Consider the following 20,493-nt stretch of genomic DNA (forward strand, 5'->3'; position numbering starts at 1 on the left):
GAAAATCAAAAATCGGAAATCTTACAAATCGTTAAATCAGGGAGAATTCGATGGTTGCCTTGTAGAATGATCTTGGATGTATAGCCATAACGATTTTTGATTTTACGATTTTGTTTGGGATGGGTGTTGTATTGATAGAGCATTGGAATAAAGTAAATTGGACTGGTATAGACAAGACGTTTAAAATTGTAAATGTGCTATTCGATGAACCCGGCGAACCCACCCCTCTGTGTCTCCCCTCCCTACCGCGCAACTGCACGCGCCATGGATGGGAGAGGCGTTAGATCGGAAATCAAAAATCGGAAATCGTACAATTCTTTAAATCAGTGTATCTCACTGGTCCGCCACAGAAATAGTCACAGTCAGTGGTTCGGAACCGCCGAGAGATTTTACGAATAAAGTGGCCTCGGAACTGCCGGTACTGCTGCTATTCCGGGTTATTTCTATCGGAATTTGATGTCCGGGAGTTAGTACGAATGGCGTTTTCATCGGTAAATTAATAGTAAAATCGCTTGTATTATCTAATTGAATGTACTCGATTAAACTGGCCTGATTCCCGTTTTGGCTGCTGAGTGTGAGTTCTTGACTGCCAGAACTATTTTCAGAAAAAACGATCTTTTCGGATGTAATAGTGAGTTCGGCTTTTGTAAGCGGATTATCAGGAATATCGGGGTTTTCTTCAGACGAGAAAATTTCAAATGACGTTAGTTCGGGGCCCCCACCGCGATCACCGCTACCTGCGCCGGTAACGATCATATTATCGAAATAGATGGCCTGGGTACCATGACGCCCACGCTGTAAAGAGGGCAGGGATTCCCATGTTTCAGTCGACAAATCCAGAATCTCCACTTCGTTGTGTGCAGTTTGCTGAATTCCGCTTTCACCACCAATAATCAAAACATGTCCGTTGTGAACAGCTGCCGCAATACCAGCCCGTTCTGTTGGAATATCACCTTCGGGTGATGAGAGTTCAGTCCATTCTCCGGTTTCAAAATCATAGACATTTGTCTGCTTAACCGTTGTTTCAAATCCACCTCCTTCATATCCTGAACGACGTCCGCCTGCTACGACTAATTTGTTATCTGCGACTGCTGCGTGAAGATGATCACGTGCTCTTGGAGCGTTTGGAAGTTTTCTCCACTCGTTTGTTTTAGGATTAAATTCATCGAACCAGTTTACCCAGCCGGATGTATGACCGTTAATGATGCCGCACACCAGATAAATCTTGTCGTTATATACAACCGCTCCGGCTCCTCCTCTTCTCCGTTCGGCTGGAATTTCCGGCCCGATGGCCCATTCATCCAGAACAGGATCATAAATAAGAATATGCGAAAGCGATGTTTCATATGGCCAGCCGCCGGTCATTGCTCCAACTACGTATACAAGACCATCTAATTCCACCACCTGGATATGATGAATTTCAAATGGTGGTTGAGTGCCTTCCGTCCACTCTTTTGCTTGGGTATCGTAGATATCAATCGCTTTCAATCCTCGGCCGCCTATCAGAATAATTTTATTGCCGGCTTTTACAAGGGCATTTTCATGACGCTCGGTTGCATTTCCTTCAGCTTCAAGCGGATGCCAGTTATAGGTTTGTGCATTTAACTCATGGGTGAATGTGAGTATAAAAACGAAAATGAGTGGCAGAGAGATAAATAAAAATTTCCGGGACATAAGTATATGGGTCAATGGTGTTTATCAGAGTATAGTCATTTAAAAGAGCAGCTTAAAATCTGGGTCGATTTTAAAATTGAGGTTCTACCGGAAAGTTTGTGGGTTGATGGCAAATATGTGAATAATTGCTAAGAACATGTTCAAAATTTCCCCATAATATCGGCTATTGCTTTTCAAGATCCTTCTCTTCGCCATCAACTACAATGGCTCGATCAGGATGACACGCTCGTTGGTTCGTGCGGGGGCGGCGTGAGCACATTCGTCATTTTCAATATCGCATTGTCATCACGCCGCCCGACATCCCCTGCCGAATCATTGTCATTCTGAATAAAACGGTGGTTTTCCGTTTTATGAAGAATCTGTAAAAGCAACATATTTTGTTCTATCAGATACTTGGGTTATCCTTCTGAATAACTCATTTAGTCTATTGAAACTGTGCTTCGGATTATTTCATGTACCCACAAACTTTTCGGTAGAACCAAAATTGAGTTAACAAGTATCTGATATAAATGAAGACTAAGGTAATTCTCTCCCAATAATTTAACTGGCAATGAAGATCACAATTTTACATGTTCCAGGTGAGATTTCAGCACATCGGCCAGCACCTCTGCGGCTTTATTGACCTCATCGGCGGTGGTGGCCGGGTCGAAGGAGATGCGTATGAATTGTTTGGCTTCTTCCGGTTCATATCCCATAGCCAGCATAGTGGCAGAGGGTTGTTGTTCGTTTATCTGGCAGGCGCTTCCTGTAGAGATGCCGACACCTTTTTGGCTGCACTGCAGCATCGCAAACTGGCCTTCCATGCCCTGTACCCTTAAACCGCAAATATAGGGCGAGGATTGTTCAGGGTCTCCTTCAAACCGGGCGGCATCACCACAGTGGCTGCGCAGCTGTGTGATGAACCGCTGCTTCAACCTATGCACATGTTCTAAGTTTTCTTCGCGCTGCTGATCAAGTTCCCGAGCGGCAGCTGCAAATGATACAACAGCAGGCACATCCACCGTACCAGGGCGAAACCCATGCTCCTGGTTAGTCTCCGGAATAAATGGAGTCCACCGAACCCGGGGATGAATGTAAGCGGCTCCGAGACCTTTGGGCCCATGAATTTTATGGGCGGAAAGACTGATGGCATCAAGTCCCCATTCTGCGGGTGACACACCGAGCTTACAAAAACTTTGTACGCAGTCGCTGTGAAATGCAGCGGGGTGGTTGCAAAGACGCTCTCCGATTTCCGACAGAGGGTTGATCGCTCCGGTCTCGGAATTTACGTGCTGAACAGATACAAGCACCGTGTCAGGGCGAATTTCATTCTCCAGTTCATCCATGTTGATGACACCGTTGCCGGTACTCGAAATAAACGAAACTTCAAACCCATGATGCTCTTTCAGCCAATTGAAGCTGTTTCTTATACAGCTGTGCTCGGCCCGTGAAGTAATAATGTGCCTGCCCTTTTCACGGTTTGCCATCACGAGGCCGTAAATTGCCAGGAATGCGGCTTCACTGCCGCTGCCGGTGAAATGGAGTCCGGTTGGCGAAACACCAATAATAGAAGCCAGCAGTTTTCGTGACCCTTCCAGCGCACCTGAAGCGTTTGACCCCTCATCATGCAGGCTGTTGGAATTCGCAAAAAATTTCTCTGCAGCTAGTTGGTAGGCGTCGATAGCGGTGGAACTCATCGGGGTGGTAGCGGCGTAATCAAGATAGATCATCAGTAGAGTTGAAATTAATCTAAAGTGGTTTAATTTCCCGACCCTCTGGGTTGGAAAGATAAAAGTCCCCCTTTGAAGGGGGAAGCGAACGGAGTGAGCTGGGGGATGACTTTCTGAGACTTAAAATTGACCATGGGTTGATTCTAAAGTATAAATGATCATCCCCCATTGCCCCCTTCGAAGGGGGACACTCCAAAATAAGCTTTGTATTTGTCAAAAAGTTATGTGTTAATTGGAAATAAAAGAGCGATCGACAGAATGTGTCAGGCCAAGTGTTGCCGATATTAAAATCAGGTAAAATTTACGTAACTTTAGTATCAATCTCATTTAACAACATGCATGAAGCATCGCTTTGATTACTCATAACAACAGTAGTTTTAATCCGCCCATTCTCTCTCTGAAACAAACTCTTCAGTCAGGTTTTGAAGAGGATTTTGGCTTTGGTGATATCAGCAGCACTATTTTGCCGGATAAGCTCATCAAAGGTGAATTTATAGCGAAAGCGGACGGGGTGATCTCTGGTGTTGATTCGATCCTGCTGGGATATCAGATCCTCGATGAAACTGTGGAAGTACAGCACATGGTGCATGATGGTGATCATGTTGAACAGGGAGACTGTATCGCAAGGGTCGATGGATCGGTCCGCGCACTGCTGACCAGTGAGAGAGTGATTCTAAATATTTTGCAGCATCTCAGTGGAATTGCTACAAAAACGTCTCTTGCAGTAAAAGAATTAGAGGGCAGCAGAACCCGTGTGTGCGATACACGTAAAACATTGCCGGGTTTACGTGCTCTTCAAAAATATGCCGTACGTTGTGGGGGTGGATTCAATCACCGGATGCGGTTGGATGACGGGGTGATGATTAAAGATAATCATATTGCGGCGGCTGGATCGATCTCGAAAGCGGTTGAACTGGCCCGAAAACAGGCTGGATTAATGGTGAAAGTTGAAGTGGAGTGTGAAACGGAGGCCCAGGTAATGGAAGCGATTGATTCAGGCGCAGATATCATTATGCTGGACAACCAAACGCCGGAATCGGCGAAGAAACTTACCGCGCTAATACCGGATCGTATAATCATAGAGCTGAGTGGCGGAATGACCTCCGAAACCATTGGAAAATTTAAGAATTGCGGTGCGCACTATATCTCCATCGGATCTGTTACACATTCCGTATCCGCTCTTGATATTAGCTTTATGCTTAGCGGGACGATAAAGAATGTGAATGGATGAACTAAATAATATTATATGAGTTACTCTCCCCTAACAAGGGGAGATTGAGAGGGGTGTTCATTGCCCTTGGAAAATTCGTGTGTACATCCCCCTCAGTCCCCCTTTTCTAAGGGGGAGTTGACCACTCAAAGATTCAATTAAATTCGTAAAAAGATACTTATCAATAACTCTATCAAACCACAATGGAAGCTCTTGACTTCTTAGAAAAAGAACAAACATTTACTCTGCCCGAACGCTACAGCATTCTTTCTGAAGAAGAGATGCGGGCGCGGATAATCGAGATCAAAGAAGCATTTGGCGACCGGCTGTTTATGCCGGGCCATCACTATCAAAAAGATGAGGTGATTGATTTTGCCGACGCCCGGGGCGATTCGCTAAAGCTGGCTCGGATCTGTACCGCCATGGATGAGGCGGAATTTATCGTGTTTTGCGGTGTTCATTTCATGGCCGAAACAGCAGATATGCTCACGTCCGACCATCAAAAGGTAATTTTGCCCGATATGCGTGCCGGCTGCTCCATGGCGGATATGGCGGATATCGATCAAACCGAACAGGGCTGGCAGACGATGCAGGACACATTCGGGGATACGATTTTGCCTCTCACTTATGTAAACTCCACCGCTGCAATTAAATCATTTGTAGGCAAAAATGGTGGTGCCACGGTTACATCATCCAACGCAAAAAAAATGCTGGAGTGGGCGTTTACCCAAAAAGAGCGGATTCTATTTCTGCCCGATCAGCACCTGGGCCGAAACACGGCATTCGATCTCGGTCTTTCGCTCGATGAGATGGCGGTCTGGGATCCAATAGGCCACCGGTTTGAATTTGAAGGAGAAGATCTTCAGGATGTAAAAGTAATCCTGTGGAAAGGTCACTGCTCAGTTCATGAGAAATTCAACATCAAGCATATCGAAAACCTGAAAAAGAAAGATCCGGAGATAACGGTGCTGGTCCACCCGGAATGTACGTATGATGTGGTTCAGGCGTCTGATATGGACGGCTCCACGTCGTTTATCATCGATACGATTGAGAATGCCCCGGCCGGCAGTAAATGGGCCATCGGTACAGAGATGAACCTGGTGAACCGGCTGATCAAAGAGAATCCCGATAAAGAGATTGTGTCGCTGAATCCATTCCTTTGCCCCTGCCTTACCATGAACCGTATCGACCTTCCGCACCTTCTGTGGTCTCTCGAAATGCTGGAGAAAGGCGAGGTAGTGAACCAAATAAAGGTGCCGGAGGAGATCCGCGAACACGCGGTGCTGGCCCTGAACCGGATGCTGGAACGGTCATGACCCCCGGCTGAATGCTGCAGTTGCCATCTGTCGGGTAGGTTGCCAGTCAAACATGGCATCATGTCTCGAGAGGAACCTGAACTCAGTTGCCTAATCAAATTTAGGGATGGCTTTACACGTCTCGATGGCAATAGACATGCCATGTTTTTGAGAAGCCGTTGGATTAGTGATTACGAGTTACTTTCGAGTCACACCCGCTCGTCAGCCCGCCCCGTGAGGGACTCCTTCGGAGCGGAAGCAGTGTGCAGACGAGGTCCCCGGCTGACGGCTGTTGTTGCCGTCTGTCGGGTAGATTAAGGTCCATTGGTTTGATGAGGGAGATCTCCTGAACTAGGTTTCAAGCCATATCTACTCGTCAGCCTGCAGAAGCAGCGTGCAGACGAGTAAGTTCCCAGCCAAACATGGCATGTCTCGAGGTGGATCTGAACTAAGTTGCCTAAACAAATTTTATGACTGTATCCATGCCTCTCGATGCCAATAGACATGCCATATTTATGAAAAACCGCTGGTATGATGAGGAATCCCGCAGATCGATTCCGTGAATTCTAGCACAGGAATTTTAGAGTGACTGAAGAAAAATCACCGTGAATTTGTGAATAATTGTCTGAATGTTCAGCATAACTTCTTGCGCATAATTGGGTTGCGCTTAATCAATATCCAATAGACTTAGCTGCCAAGAGAAATTAAAGATTGGCATGGATAATTTTTAGTTAATATTGGCCTGTTATTTTGGGGACTTCAATTGAAGAAAACAAAATGTTTATAACCCCAAACTAAATTTGTGCTATGTTTCGAAGACTACTTATCTATCTGATCCCATTATTCTTTTTGCCTGTCCTCGGTTTGGCACAGGGCGTAACCTCATCCTCAATGAAAGGTACGGTGACAGACACCAATGGAGAACCGCTGCCAGGTGCAAGTGTCCAGGTAACTCACACACCATCCGGTAGCCAGTACGGTAATGCCACAGACCCGAATGGGAACTTTACGATTCGCAATATGCGTGTGGGCGGCCCATATGCGGTAAGGATTACCTTTATAGGTTATGCCCCTTTTGAAAGAGAGGATATTTTTCTTGAATTGGGTGAGACATACACACTTAACGTAGAGATGGCGGAAGATGCTGCAGAACTTGGTGAAGTTCAGGTGGTAGCTTCCGGCGATGTGTTTGACCGCAGAAAAACCGGCGTTGGCCGAAATGTTCGTCAGCAGGAAATAGACGCTGCACCTACGGTAGGCCGTGATCTTGCAGATTTTACGCGTTTAACTCCCCAGGCCTTTGTTGGAAATGATGACGATGATGGCCCTTCGATCTCCATAGCAGGACAAAACAACCGCTACAATTCTATCTTTATTGATGGTGCTGTTAGTAACGATGTTTTCGGTTTGTCAGCACAGGGAACGAACGGGGGACAGACAGGATCCACGCCGATCAGTATGGATGCGATTGAACAATTTCAGATCAATCTCTCGCCATACAGTGTAACACAGGGTGGATTTACCGGCGGAGCGATTAACGCGATTACTCGAAGCGGAACCAACCAGTATGAAGGTTCAATCTACTACTTCAATCGGAATGAAGGACTGGCGGGTAAAACACCCAGTGCAATTATCGATGGCTTTGAAAATCTAGACGACAGCGACAGGGAACGTCTGCCTGAGTTCTCCAATAATCGTTACGGTCTCCGTCTTGGAGGGCCCATCGTAAAGAATAAACTATTTTTCTTTGCTAATATTGAACTTCTCCGGTCGGAAACACCACAGCCGTTTGTAGGAACCTATGCAGGACAGGCCGGGATTGACGGTGCAGAAGATCTGCGCCAATTTTTGGTTAACCAGGTAAACTATGATCCGGGTACGTTTGGCGATAAGAATTCACAGCTGGATGATGAAAAAGTACTCCTCAAAATTGACTGGAATATCAGCAAGGATCATAAGCTTGTTGCTCGTCACAGCTACTCAAATGCAGAAAATACGGATGCGTTTCGAAGTACAAATAGAAGCCTGAATTACGCTGGTCGCAACGAAGTATTTCCCAGTACAACCAACTCTTCCTCTGTTGAACTTCGCAGTACGTTTGGCAATAACTATGCAAATAAGTTGCTCTTCGGATACACGAGAGTTCGTGATGACCGGAATGTAAACGGAGAGCGGTTTCCGACGGTGAATATTGAAGACGGCGATGGTGATATCTTTCTCGGTAATGAACCTTTCTCAACGGCTAATATCTTAGAGCAGGATATATTCTCGATTACGAATGATTTCAACATTTTCGCGGGAGACCATACACTTACGATTGGAACGCACAATGAGTTCTATGACATTGCAAACCTTTTTATTCCGTTTAATTTCGGCTGGTACTTTTTTGAAGACAGGAATGGAGACGGTTCAGGTGTTGATGAATTCAAGGATGCCGTTCGCGCCGTGAATGATCCGAATATTGAGCCGCCACTATCTTTCGTACTGCGAGGTTTTTCATTAGTAGGTGACGAATCTAATGTTGGGGATAATTCCGAGAATATCGGGGCATTTAAAGCGTTTCAGTTTGGACTGTATGTAGAAGATGAATGGCAGGTGAACCCAAACCTGCGTGTGTCAAGCGGTCTTCGATTTGATGTTCCCGGTCTTGCCACAAGCCCCCGTTTTGCTCCTGATGTGTTTGAAACCACAATTCCTGATCTCGAACAGTTTTACGATTTGAAAGGAGCCAAGCCAGGTGAACCGCCATCAGCTCAGCTTTATATCTCCCCACGCGTTGGTTTCAACTGGGATGTTTTTGACAACGAGCAAACCCAGGTACGGGGCGGTTCCGGATTATTTTTAGGACGTGTGCCGTTTGTATGGCCCGGTGGAATGTATCTGAATAATGGTGCAAACACCGGAATCCTTTCACAGTTTGGGAGAAATGAATTTCGGCCTGACCCGCAGAACGGTCTTACACTAGAAGATTACGGAAGATCTGAGGATGAGCTTATTCCAAGCGGTCGCCTGGAAATCTTTGAAGAAGATTTTAAATATCCACGCGTGTGGAGGTCAAGCCTTGGCGTTGATCAAGTACTGCCGTATGGTATAGTTGGGTCACTCGAAGCGCAGTTCACTAAGAATGTGAGCAATATCAACATTACAAATATAAACCTGCGTCCCGCAAATGAAACCTTAGATGGGCCAGATAATCGTCCTGTCTATGCGTATGGATTTGATGATAATGAAGTTGTCGATAACAGTGCTACTTTGATTGACGACCGATATCAAAATATTCACCGCGTAGGTAATACCAGCAAAGGCTACAGTTTTGATATATCAACAACTTTGCGCAAGCAGTTCGGTCAGTCGCTTATTACAAGCGTTTCTTATACGTATGGGGACTCATATGCCCTGAACGACGGTACATCTTCTCAACTGAATTCCATCTGGGAAGGGATTGAAAACGTGAATGGATCCAATAACCTGGAAGTTTCCCGGTCGGACTTTTCGCTGGGCCACAGGTTGATCAGTTCTATAAACTACAGGAAAGAGTTCCTTGGCAACCTTGCCACATCCGTGTCGCTCTTTATGGAAGCCAGCTCAGGCCGTCCGTTTTCCTACGCCATTGCAAGCAGTGACGATATGATAGGCGAAAATGGAGGTAGTACAGCACTTTTTTATGTGCCAAACGACGCCTCTGAACTTGCGTTTACAGGTACTCCCGCCGAGCAGCAGGCGAAAGCTGAAGAGCTGGATCGTTATATCAGCAGCAGTGACTATTTGGACGGCCGCAGAGGTAAGTATGCAGAACGAAATGGAAGCCGCACTCCGATGGAGTTTGTGATTGACTTAAAAATACGTCAGGAGTTGTTCGCAGACGTATTCAATCGTCGCCAAAAAGTTGAACTCACGCTTGACTTTTTTAACCTTACCAACCTGCTTGGTGAAATATTTGATGCTAACTGGGGTAAACGATCCGATTTCGGTACGAGAAGATCACTGGTGCGGTTTGAACGGTTCCGTAATCCCGAAGCCGGAGATTTGACGCCGGTTTATGATGTGATCATACCAGACGGTGTGGAAACAGAAGAGGATTATTTTGACCAGAATCTGCAGGATTCAAGCACCTACAGTTCACGCTGGCTGGCACAGGTTGGAGTTCGGTATAGTTTCTAATCCACACAATTTAATCTGACCTTTCAAAAGGGAGGTGCTCGTTCGGGCATCTCCTTTTTTTTATTGATATAGATTTTGAAATCTAAACAACCTGGTTCGTAATGATCATTTTGCTATGAAAATCTCACGATTTGTTATCCCCATACTCATTCCATTAGTCAGCCTTGTATTTTTTTCTGGCTGTCAACCGGCTGAGAAGTCCCCATCAACAGAAAAAGTACTCCTCATTTCCATTGATGGATTCCGTCATGATTACCGGCAAATGTATCACACGCCAAACCTGGACCAGTTTGCGGATGAGGGCTCACAGGCTGAGTTCCTGATCCCTGTTTTCCCGACGAAAACCTTTCCGAATCACTACTCGATTGCAACGGGCCTGTATACGGAGAATACGGGCCTTGTGTCGAACAACATGTATGATCCGGAGTTCGATGCCTATTACAGCCTTGCGGACAGGGAAGCCGTACAGGATGCGCGCTGGTATGAAGGTGAGCCGATCTGGTTGACGGCAGAAAAACAGGAAATTCCGGCGGCACCTCTTTTCTGGCCGGGATCGGAAGCTCCGATTGGCGGAAAGTATGCGAGCTATTGGAGTCCGTATGATGAAGATCTTCCCTACAAGGCACGGGTAGATTCTGTGATTCACTGGCTGCAGATGGAAGGCGAGACCGCCCCCGGTTTTATGACGCTCTATTTCAGCAAGGTGGATACATACGGCCATTGGTATGGGCCTGATTCAGATTCTGTTGCTGTGGCCCTGAAGGAAGTGGATGAGCATCTGGGGTATCTTATTGAGGAGTTGAATCGGATTGGCAAACAAGATATACTCAATATTCTTATCGTCTCTGATCACGGGATGATGGAGGTATCAGAAGAAAGGGTGATTCTGCTGGATGAGTTGATTGACCTCAGAGATGTTGAAATAACAGACTGGGCTCCGGTGGCCGCCATCCGGCCGAAGCCGGGAGAGAAGGAGTACGTATTCGGAAAGCTGAAGGCATCAGAGAAAAATTACACGGTGTACCTTAAAGATGATCTGCCGGATCGTTACGGCTACAAGAATCACCGGCGGGTGTCGGACATTGTGTTGATTGCAGATCCCGGATACACGATTACATCACATAAACGGCTGATTAGTGCAGATATCTCCGGGGGAACCCACGGTTACGACAACCGGGAGCCTGAGATGCGCGGGATCTTTATGGCACGCGGGCCTTCAATAAAACGAGATCAGAAGATCGGGCCCGTTCAGAATATTCATCTCTATGAGCTAATGTCACACCTGCTAAATATTGAACCGGCATTTAACGACGGTTCTCTGGATTCTTTAAGGCAGATATTAAAATGATGCCGGCTGTTTAGTTTGCTCTGTTGTCTGTTACTATTTTGAATTGACTTTGTAACCTGTTTTTGATTAGCATTTTATTTCAAAGTTTAAAATAAAGGTCTCTCATCGAGAGGCTGTAAGAAGATTGATTTCCAAATAAATGCTGCCCAATTAAACAAGATTAAGGTTTCCATTATATTCAAAACTTCATCTTCCTGAATCATATGCCACTCTTCCCAAAGTGACCCAATTGGGCCTGTTGGATCAAAAGCGGATTGTCAGAGAAGGGGGAGCTTCCGAAAGAGTTTATCAGCGTGATTATTTCAAGAGCGCGAATTACTATTTATGAATACTCTCCAAAGTTCTTCAATATGAGAGCTTTTATATATTCCCTTTAGGAAAGGGGGCTCCTTCATCTTTAATTTTATAACCAAACTAATGTTTGGGGCATATCCCTAACTCGGTGTATTTGGTTTTAAGGCAAAGAATTAAAAAAAGCCGAATAACAATTACTTTAGAAATTTGATCGAATTTTAAAGATGCTTTTCAAGTTATAGCTATATAGATGTGCTGCAATCATGAGTGAGTATCGCAAAGGTCTCTAAAAGCCATCCATCGTCTCTTAAGAGAGGAGACGTTTTGATGGAGATGTCTTTGTCAGAATTAATAAGCTTCTACTCTTTTGGCACATCATTAAATAGATCGATCGATTCTCAAGTTCAACAAAAAAGCCAATACTATGACACGTCAAATACTATTGATACTAATTCTCATGCTACTGCCGATTTTAGCTTTCGCACAAGGTACTACAACCGGGTCGATTGAAGGGCAGATTACAGATGTAATGGGTGAACCATTACCAGGGGCTAATGTGGTTGCCGTTCATATGCCTACCGGATCGGAATATGGAACTTCCACCCGTGTAGATGGACGCTACACACTCAGAAACGTGCGTGTTGGCGGACCGTACGAAGTGCGCGTTTCTTTCATCGGGTTCAATCCGCAAATTAAAGAGATAGGCCGGATTGAATTGGGCGAGCGTGTAACAAGAAATTTTGAATTGGAGGAGGGATCGCTTGAGCTCGGTGAAATATCTGTCACTGCAGTAGCGGATCAAACTTTCAATGCCGACAGAACAGGCGCCCGCACTAATATTTCAAGCCAGGAGATTTCAAGAACTCCGACGATTTCCAGATCTCTGGGAGACTTTACTCGTTTAACTCCGCAGGCTACCGGCGGTAATAGTTTTGGCGGGGCAAACGACCGTTACAACAACATCCTTGTTGATGGTGCTACGCTGAACGATGTGTTTGGTCTCGGTGATGCAACTCCCGGATCGCAGGCTGGTGTATCCTCACCCTTGAGTATCGATGCGATAGCGGAATTTAATGTTGACATCGCCCCTTTTGAGGTGACCAACAATGGTTTCACCGGAGGACAGGTTAATGCAATTACCAAGAGTGGTACCAATAACTACACCGGTTCAGTTTATTTCCAGACCAGAAATCAGAATTTGATAGGAAACTATGTAATTGATGATGAAACGTCGAGCGACTTTCCTGATTTTACCGAGCGCTACATCGGGTTGAATGTTGGCGGGCCGATTGTTCAGGATAAATTATTTTTCTTTGTGAATGCTGAATTCAAGCGTGAAACAGCACCAATTACGACTGGCATTGCAGGTAGCGGTGCTGCAAATATATTCAACGTCGCTCCTTCAACGTTCAATGAAATTCAAGATGTATTTATAAATCAGTACAGTTACGATCCGGGCGGATTTACGTCACCTATTGACCAGGAACAGGATAATAATAAAGCGTTGGTGAAACTTGATTACAACATCAATCAGAACCACAACCTATCACTGCGTTATAATTATGTTGATGCAGTGGATGAGGATGGTATTGGTCGCGGGCGGTTTGAATATGACTTCAGTAACCGACAATATGAGTTTAACAGTACTCAAAATTCTATTGTAGCTCAGCTAAATAGTTCATTCGGAAATAATGCATACAATGAATTTCGTGCTGTATATACCAGAATTCGTGACTCTCGTGATGTGGTAGCTGATCCATTTCCAGAAGTGGAAATTGAGGTGTTGCCCCAGGGCGCGGAGCAGGGCGACAGACCCGTAAGTATTGTCGCAGGAATTGACAGATTTTCACAGGCTAATTCTCTGGATCAGGATCTTATTGAGATCACTAACAACTTCACCTATATCTCCGGTGATCACGAACTAACATTTGGTACCAGTAACCAAATTTTTACGTTCGATAATACATTCGTACAGGATGCTTTTGGGTCCTATACCTTTGAGAGTATTGATGATCTCAGAAATGGAACACCGGATGCCTATCGATATAGTTATTTACTTCCCGGCGGTAGCCCAACTGCAAACTTTACCGGTATACAGTTTGGTCTTTATGCGCAGGATAAATGGCAAGTTTATCAGGATTTGGTTCTTACATACGGTTTGAGAATTGATATTCCGGTACTACCAGATAGTCCCACATTCAATCCACTTGTTCCGGACGCCTTCCCGGGATATTCTACTGATAAGGTCGCATCAGGTAATATTCTGTGGGCACCAAGGCTCGGGTTTAACTGGGATGCCAGTGGTGGTGAGCGTACGACACAGGTTCGAGGTGGCGTAGGTATCTTTTCAGGAACACCTCCATTTGTATGGATTTCGAACCAATATAGTAATACAGGAGCCGATTATGGCCGGGTAGAAGTGTTTGGTGGTCAAATACCGAATGATTTCAGGTTTACTCCCGATCCAAACGATCAGCCGAGCCCTTTGGATCCCGGATCAGCATTGGAGGGAAATGATACCTCAGAGATAAATCTGATTGCAGATGGCTTCAAGTATCCGCAGTCATTAAAAGTAAACTTGGCGGTTGATCAGGAGTTTCCGCTCGGCATTCGCGGTACACTCGAAGGTGTTTACTCAAAAGGCATAAATGACGTCGTATTCGAAAATTTGAATATCGCACAAAATGGACAGTCTAAATATGGCCGGCCTTTTTATGGAGATTGGTTTGGCTTTAGCCGGGCACCTGTAAACCGTGTGGATGAAAACTTCACAAATGCACTTTTACTGAAGAACACCAGTGAAAATTATCAGTATAGTATTACAGGTTCGCTTGAGAAGCGATTCTACTTCGGGCTTTCAGCCGATCTTTCCTATACCTATAATCGTGCACTGAATGTAAATAACGGGACTTCCAGTCGAGCGATTTCAAACTGGCAGTTCAATGAAAATGTGGATGTTAACAATCCGGAAATTGGAACTGCTGACTTTGAAAGAAGACATCGAATATTGGGTATCGTATCCTACGAATTTGCATGGGCAGAACGATTTGCCACGACGTTATCACTTATATACGATGGTCGATCCGGTACTCCTTACAGTTGGATCTATGCTGGAAACGCAAATGGTGACACTCAACAATTCAATGACCTCATTTACGTACCGGCAAACGAAGGTGACGTCGTATTGTTAAGCAATAACTGGAATGAACTTGACGAATGGATTAGAAGTGAGGATTCAGTGAATGACTTCCGTGGTGGTTTTGTAGACAGAAACACAGCCAAGGAGCCATGGACTAATTTCCTTGATTTCCGTGTGAGCCAACAGGTTCAAACTATTGCAGGTCAATCTGTAGAGTTTAGCGCCAGTATGTTTAATGTCCTGAATTTCCTAAATGATGAATGGGGAATTAGAAAAGCCACAAGTTTCAACAACTATGCTGTCATGTCTATCAGCGGTTATGTTGATCAGGAGTTCATTAATGAAAATCCCGGTCGTGGCTTGGATAGCAATGATATAGGGGAGCCAATCATCAGTTTTGACCCTGAGGACACCACTGAAGATGAAATATTCAATATCAGTGACTTAGGTTCCAGATGGCAAATGCAATTTACGGTCAGATATAACTTTTAATTCTGTCGGAATACACAATTTTTAAGATAAGGAGTCCATTTTCGGGCTCCTTTTTTTATATCCATCCATCAGACAACCATTGAATGGCCCTCCTCAAATAGCGGTTGTAACGTTTTATACAATTTCTAACTGGTATACTATTTTCTATATTTTATCCACTACTCCAAAACCCTCTGTTAGAACAAGTATTTATGAAAAAAAGCATTCTTTTTATAACAGTACTCATTTTGATTATTTCAGCATGCGATTCGGACAGATCGCCTGAAGAATCAACTCATCAAAAAGTACTGCTCGTTTCGTTCGATGGATTCATGAATGACTATCTTGATCGCAATCCAACCCCGAATTTTGATCGAATGATCGCCAGCGGTGTCAAAGCCGAGCATATGATCCCGGTATTTCCTACTAAGACGTTTCCGAATCATTACTCGCAGGTTACCGGACTCTATGTTGAGAATCACGGCATTATTTCCAATAGCTTTCCGGATGATAGCTTAAATGCGCGATTCAGCTACGGCCCGCCGGAAGACAGCCCCAATGATGAACGCTGGTGGGGTGGCGAGCCGATCTGGACAACAGTGGAGAAACAAGGTAAAACCGCTGCAACAATGTTCTGGCCAGGGTCTGAAGCGTCAATCAATGGTATTCGGCCGACCAAATGGAAGGCGTATGACGGGGCAGTTGAAAATTATTCCAGGATCGATTCGATGATGAACTGGCTGGATCCGGCCGGTGATGTTAATGCCGATTTTGCCACGCTCTATTTCAGTGATGTGGACAGCCAGGGGCATTCGTACGGCCCGAATTCGCCGGAAGTGGATGGAGCGGTGATGCAGGCCGACAGCCTGCTTGGTTACTTGTGGGAGCAAATTGAAGACAATGGACTTCGCGAAAAGCTGAACGTTATCATAGTGTCGGATCACGGAATGGCGGAGCTATCCGAAGAAAAAGTCATTTTTTTGGATGATATGATAGACCTCGATAATGTTGAAATGATAGACTGGAGTCCGGTTGCCATGATAGAACCCGATGAGGGCATGGAGGATGAGATCTATCAAGCGCTCAAACAGAATGAAGAAAACTACCGTGTGTTTCTGAAGGAGGATTTGCCGGATGAGTATGGATTTACGGATCACTACCGCATTCCGGAAATTATTATGATTGCAGATGTACCCTATACCATTTCAAGCCGGGACTATTTTGACCCGGGTAGACTGCCGGCAGGCATGCATGGTTATGATCATCAGGCGCCTGAGATGGCCACCATTTTTATGGCAAGCGGCCCTGCATTTCCATCAGGCGAAACCGTTCCGGCATTTAGTGCGCTGAATTTGTATGAGCTGATGGCGCACCTGCTCGGGCTGGAGCCCGCGAAGAATGATGGGGAACTCATAGATTTTAGATAAAAGATGATAGATAATAGAGGAAAAAAACATGAGAACATTCAGGGATCTTGAGGTTTACAAAAAGTCGTTCAGGCTACATATTGAAATTCATGAACTTTCAATGACATTTCCTAAATTTGAGATGTATGAACTTGGATCACAAATAAGAAGATCCTCAAATTCGGTTCCTGCCAATATTGATGAAGGCTACAATAATCAACATACAAATATTTATCTTGAAGGCTTGAACAGGGCGGTTGGGGAAGCTCAGGAAACGCAGCATCACTTAGATGCAGCACGTGTAAAAGGGTATTTAGATCAATCAAATTTTGATGAGCTTGATACAAGTTATACAGAGTGTATCAAAATGCTGTTCGGCCTGAGAATAGCATTGCTTAAAAAGCATCGTTAATTCGTAAGTTTATTTACATTCGCCCTATAATCTGTTATCTACTATCTGTTATCTTAAGCCGGTAGGCAAGTTGCATCTTAGTATAATTTCAGATACAATACTTAACTAAAACAAAACTATCTCAACTCATAACATTATCTTTTCATGGCATACATTGTAACTGAACCTTGTATAAACTGTAAATACACAAATTGTGCTGCTGTCTGTCCTGTAGACGCGTTTCGTGAAGGCCCGAATTTTTTAACGATCGATCCCCTGGAATGTATTGATTGCGATGCCTGTGTGTCTGAATGCCCTGTGGAAGCCATTTATCCTGATGATGAAGTGCCTGAAGAATGGGAGCATTACATCGACTTGAACGAGCGTCTGGCCGAAAACTGGGAAGATAAGATTATTAATGAAACACAGGACGCCTATCCGGATGCTGATGAATGGGCCGAGAAAACAGATAAATTAGATCTGTTGCAGGAGGAGTGGGATTAATCCGAGATCTTCACGACTATGACTGACAAGCACTCCGGCGGTATACCACCGTCATCAAGAACTCTATCCTGCAGAGATAAGAACCTCGACCTGAGTAAGCCCGTTGTGATGGGAATTCTTAATACAACGCCGGATTCTTTTTCGGATGGCGGTAAGTTTATTAGTACAGACGCCGCCCTTGCCCGGGTTTCTGAAATGGCGGGGCAGGGCGCTTCAATTATCGATATTGGCGGTGAGTCAACCCGCCCGGGGTCAGATCCTGTATCAGTTGAGGAGGAAATATCAAGAACCTTTCCAATTCTTACACGGGCAATAGATACCTATCCTGAGCTCCTTTTTTCAATTGATACAACCAAATATGAAGTCGCCAAAAAAGCACTGTCGGCGGGTGTGCATATTATCAACGACGTGAGTGGTTTGAAAAAAGAGCCACGCTTTGCCGGGCTTTGTGTCGATACAGGCGCTGCTTACGTTTGTATGCATTCCCAGGGAGACCCGAAAACCATGCAGAACAATCCGACCTACAAAAATGTTGTAGAGAATGTTCTGAGTGAGCTGATGACAACCAAGCTTGAGTTGAATAAGCATGGAGTCGATAACATTATTATGGATCCCGGTATAGGGTTTGGTAAAACCACCGAGCACAATCTTAGCCTGATCGCAAATCTACCACATTTTTTGCAGCTTAATTGTCCTTTAATGATAGGGGCCTCCAGAAAATCCTTAATTGGGAAGCTGCTGAATGGCCGGGCAGTTGATGATCGGTTAGCCGGAACAATTGCTCTGCATTATCACTGCCTGATGCAGGGAGCCCTTATACTCAGAGTTCACGACGTTCAGGAAGCTGCAGATTCAATAGATATTTTTAACGCTATACAAGCCGAGATAAACAGGACCCCATGATGGCAATACCTATTGGATTTTTAGAATTTGGTATCCGCGACCTGTTTGAGACACTGGTTATCGCCTTTGTGTTATACTATCTCTACCGGTGGATTCGCGGCACATTTGCCATTCAGGCAGCCGTTGGCTTACTGTTTATTATTTTCATAAATCTTTTAGTGAGCCTGCTTGGCTTTACTACGCTGAATTTTATACTTCGAAGTATTCTTGATGTGGGAGTGCTGGCCGTATTTATTATCTTTCAGCCCGAGATACGAAAGCTTCTTTACAGCCTGGGCCAAAATACGACATTCGACCGTTTCGTGGGCCGATCGGGCTCCGATACTACGATTGATGAGGTTATAAATGCAGTTCGAAACATGGCGCACACAAAAACCGGTGCGTTAATCGTATTTGCCCGCCGGTCGTCGCTGCAGGATTTAGTCGATTTTGGCGTAAAGCTGGACGCTACCGTGAAAGCTGAAATGCTGGAGACGATCTTCCAGAAAGATACACCTCTCCACGACGGTGCAGTCGTGATCCGTAACAACAGGATTGTGGCCGCAAGCTGCTATTTACCGATATCGCAGAACCCCAATATTTCATCGGTCTTTGGCACACGTCACCGGGCTGCGGTCGGGATCAGTGAAACTAATAATGTGTTTGTAATAATTGTTTCTGAAGAGACCGGGCGTATATCCATTGCCCGAAATGGCGACCTAACCAGTGGCCTCTCCATCCAAAAGCTCCGCTCAGAGATGGAAAAAGCACTTGGCGTCGTAGACGAAGAAGACGTTGGCTTCAGCAGCGAGAAAGCTGAGCTTGAGATGAAGTGATTCAGAGAACGGGAAGATAAATCAACGGACTGTTATTATACTCGATCAATTGACAGGAAAAGTGAGTTGACTTCTGCTAAGATATTGTTTAAATACTTTTTCCAGAAAAACATAATCTGCTTGTATCAACTTCATTTTGAGAATCTCATTTCCTTTTCTGATCAATCTGCTTTTAATTTTTTTCATTGGAATTTCCACCGAATCTGCAGCCGCATTTCAGTCAGGAGAAGGAGAAGAAGCTGCAAGCGATACCCTCTCTCAACAAGTCGGTTCTATTCTTTTTAAGGTAGATCCCGATACTGCATATGTCTATCTCGATGCAGATTACAATCAAGTGATTAGAATAAAGGACGGCGATAAACTGACGTTGCCTGTAAAAAAGTACAGGCTGCTGGTTTTTGGAAAAAATGTACCGGAAAGGCGAATCTCTGTGGACATAGAAAATACAGTGACCGATACTGTAAAAGTAATATATCCACGATCGCGGTTATCGGATGATAAGTATGCGTCCTATGCGGCTTATCGATGGGATGCCAACCTGATGATTTTAACTGACCCGGAAACGTCGATTTCAGTAATAGGATCTAATTATTTCTCAATTGGAACACTTCGGGCAAAGCTGCCGCCGGGTGTTCACAAAGTCAGGTTTGAACTCCCATCAGGTAAAATGCATGAGAAATTTATCGAATTAAACTCTTACCAGTTAAAGACAGTAGAAGAATATTTTAAGCCTTCCAAGCCAAATGCCATAGTTGCCGGTATCATCCCGGGGGTCAGCCAGCTTTATAAAGGGCAGCAGTTAAAAGGTATTACTGCGCTTTCTCTGATGGGAATTACCACGGGTTTGACGATTCACTACAATACAAAAATCGGAACCGCCAAAGAGGATTTCAATATTATCAGGTTGCGATACGATCTGGCTAATACTGAACAAACTGCACTCATGCTTGGCAATCAGCTTGATGAGATCGGCAGCGAGGTGAAAGGAATAAGAAACCGGCGAAATATATTCAGAGTTGCTGCAATTTTGGTGTATGCTGCAAATATAGTGGATGCGTTTCGCGAACCTAAAAACGGGTTTGCTAACCCACGGATGTTTAATCCCTACCGGGATTTCTCTGTCGACTTTAACCAAGAGTTCGTGGAGGCACGGGTGCAAATAAACTTCTGACC

At 44.8% G+C, this 20,493-nt stretch carries 13 protein-coding genes; 11 read left to right on the forward strand and 2 right to left on the reverse strand.

The window, feature by feature from the left end:
* Positions 1-333: 333 nt before the first annotated feature.
* Positions 334-1,674 (reverse strand): Kelch repeat-containing protein, encoded by a 1,341-nt coding sequence (locus AABW11_RS11555; protein ID WP_340105255.1) that lies wholly within the window; start codon positions 1,672-1,674, stop codon positions 334-336.
* 557 nt (positions 1,675-2,231) lie between these two features.
* Positions 2,232-3,383, reverse strand: coding sequence for a cysteine desulfurase family protein (locus AABW11_RS11560; RefSeq protein WP_340105256.1), 1,152 nt, complete (start codon positions 3,381-3,383; stop codon positions 2,232-2,234).
* Positions 3,384-3,735: 352 nt separating this feature from the next.
* Here AABW11_RS11560 and nadC point away from each other — a divergent pair, with 352 nt between their 5' ends.
* The 11 genes from nadC (at position 3,736) to AABW11_RS11615 (ending at position 20,491) form a co-directional block, all read left to right on the forward strand.
* Positions 3,736-4,614, forward strand: coding sequence for a carboxylating nicotinate-nucleotide diphosphorylase (nadC, locus tag AABW11_RS11565; RefSeq protein ID WP_340105257.1), 879 nt, complete (start codon positions 3,736-3,738; stop codon positions 4,612-4,614).
* Between the two features lie 182 nt (positions 4,615-4,796).
* Positions 4,797-5,909, forward strand: coding sequence for a quinolinate synthase NadA (gene nadA / locus AABW11_RS11570; protein ID WP_340105258.1), 1,113 nt, complete (start codon positions 4,797-4,799; stop codon positions 5,907-5,909).
* Positions 5,910-6,695: 786 nt separating this feature from the next.
* Positions 6,696-10,049 carry a TonB-dependent receptor gene (locus AABW11_RS11575; RefSeq protein ID WP_340105259.1) on the forward strand — a complete coding sequence of 1,118 codons (3,354 nt, stop codon included), beginning with the start codon at positions 6,696-6,698 and terminating at the stop codon, positions 10,047-10,049.
* 115 nt (positions 10,050-10,164) lie between these two features.
* Positions 10,165-11,397 (forward strand): alkaline phosphatase family protein, encoded by a 1,233-nt coding sequence (locus tag AABW11_RS11580; RefSeq protein ID WP_340105260.1) that lies wholly within the window; start codon positions 10,165-10,167, stop codon positions 11,395-11,397.
* Positions 11,398-12,115: 718 nt separating this feature from the next.
* The gene (locus tag AABW11_RS11585) at positions 12,116-15,322 is read left to right on the forward strand and encodes a TonB-dependent receptor (RefSeq protein WP_340105261.1); all 3,207 of its coding nucleotides are present in this window, start codon (positions 12,116-12,118) and stop codon (positions 15,320-15,322) included.
* 191 nt (positions 15,323-15,513) lie between these two features.
* Positions 15,514-16,728 (forward strand): alkaline phosphatase family protein, encoded by a 1,215-nt coding sequence (locus tag AABW11_RS11590; RefSeq protein WP_340105262.1) that lies wholly within the window; start codon positions 15,514-15,516, stop codon positions 16,726-16,728.
* A gap of 28 nt (positions 16,729-16,756) precedes the next feature.
* On the forward strand, positions 16,757-17,119 hold the full coding sequence (locus AABW11_RS11595) for a four helix bundle protein (RefSeq protein ID WP_340105263.1): 363 nt from the start codon (positions 16,757-16,759) through the stop codon (positions 17,117-17,119).
* Positions 17,120-17,263: 144 nt separating this feature from the next.
* Complete coding sequence (locus AABW11_RS11600) at positions 17,264-17,602, forward strand: DUF3470 domain-containing protein (protein ID WP_340105264.1); 339 nt, start codon at positions 17,264-17,266, stop codon at positions 17,600-17,602.
* Between the two features lie 18 nt (positions 17,603-17,620).
* Positions 17,621-18,505: a dihydropteroate synthase gene (gene folP / locus AABW11_RS11605; RefSeq protein ID WP_340105265.1), complete on the forward strand. Its 885-nt coding sequence runs from the start codon at positions 17,621-17,623 to the stop codon at positions 18,503-18,505.
* On the forward strand, positions 18,502-19,320 hold the full coding sequence (gene cdaA, locus AABW11_RS11610) for a diadenylate cyclase CdaA (RefSeq protein WP_340105266.1): 819 nt from the start codon (positions 18,502-18,504) through the stop codon (positions 19,318-19,320). Before folP ends, cdaA begins: the two co-directional genes overlap by 4 nt.
* A 136-nt stretch (positions 19,321-19,456) precedes the next feature.
* Positions 19,457-20,491 (forward strand): DUF5683 domain-containing protein, encoded by a 1,035-nt coding sequence (locus AABW11_RS11615; protein WP_340105267.1) that lies wholly within the window; start codon positions 19,457-19,459, stop codon positions 20,489-20,491.
* The last annotated feature ends 2 nt before the right edge of the window (positions 20,492-20,493 follow it).

It is taken from the genome of Rhodohalobacter sp. 8-1, from assembly GCF_038150125.1.
Classification (GTDB): Bacteria; Bacteroidota; Rhodothermia; order Balneolales; family Balneolaceae; genus SW132.

Bases quoted from the DNA above. Each gene is read 5' to 3' on its own strand.
- AABW11_RS11555 (WP_340105255.1), bottom strand. From the start codon at position 1,674: ATGTCCCGGAAATTTTTATTTATCTCTCTGCCACTCATTTTCGTTTTT.
- AABW11_RS11560 (WP_340105256.1), bottom strand. From the start codon at position 3,383: ATGATCTATCTTGATTACGCCGCTACCACCCCGATGAGTTCCACCGCT.
- nadA (WP_340105258.1), top strand. From the start codon at position 4,797: ATGGAAGCTCTTGACTTCTTAGAAAAAGAACAAACATTTACTCTGCCC.
- AABW11_RS11575 (WP_340105259.1), top strand. From the start codon at position 6,696: ATGTTTCGAAGACTACTTATCTATCTGATCCCATTATTCTTTTTGCCT.
- AABW11_RS11580 (WP_340105260.1), top strand. From the start codon at position 10,165: ATGAAAATCTCACGATTTGTTATCCCCATACTCATTCCATTAGTCAGC.
- AABW11_RS11585 (WP_340105261.1), top strand. From the start codon at position 12,116: ATGACACGTCAAATACTATTGATACTAATTCTCATGCTACTGCCGATT.
- AABW11_RS11590 (WP_340105262.1), top strand. From the start codon at position 15,514: ATGAAAAAAAGCATTCTTTTTATAACAGTACTCATTTTGATTATTTCA.
- AABW11_RS11595 (WP_340105263.1), top strand. From the start codon at position 16,757: ATGAGAACATTCAGGGATCTTGAGGTTTACAAAAAGTCGTTCAGGCTA.
- AABW11_RS11600 (WP_340105264.1), top strand. From the start codon at position 17,264: ATGGCATACATTGTAACTGAACCTTGTATAAACTGTAAATACACAAAT.
- folP (WP_340105265.1), top strand. From the start codon at position 17,621: ATGACTGACAAGCACTCCGGCGGTATACCACCGTCATCAAGAACTCTA.
- cdaA (WP_340105266.1), top strand. From the start codon at position 18,502: ATGATGGCAATACCTATTGGATTTTTAGAATTTGGTATCCGCGACCTG.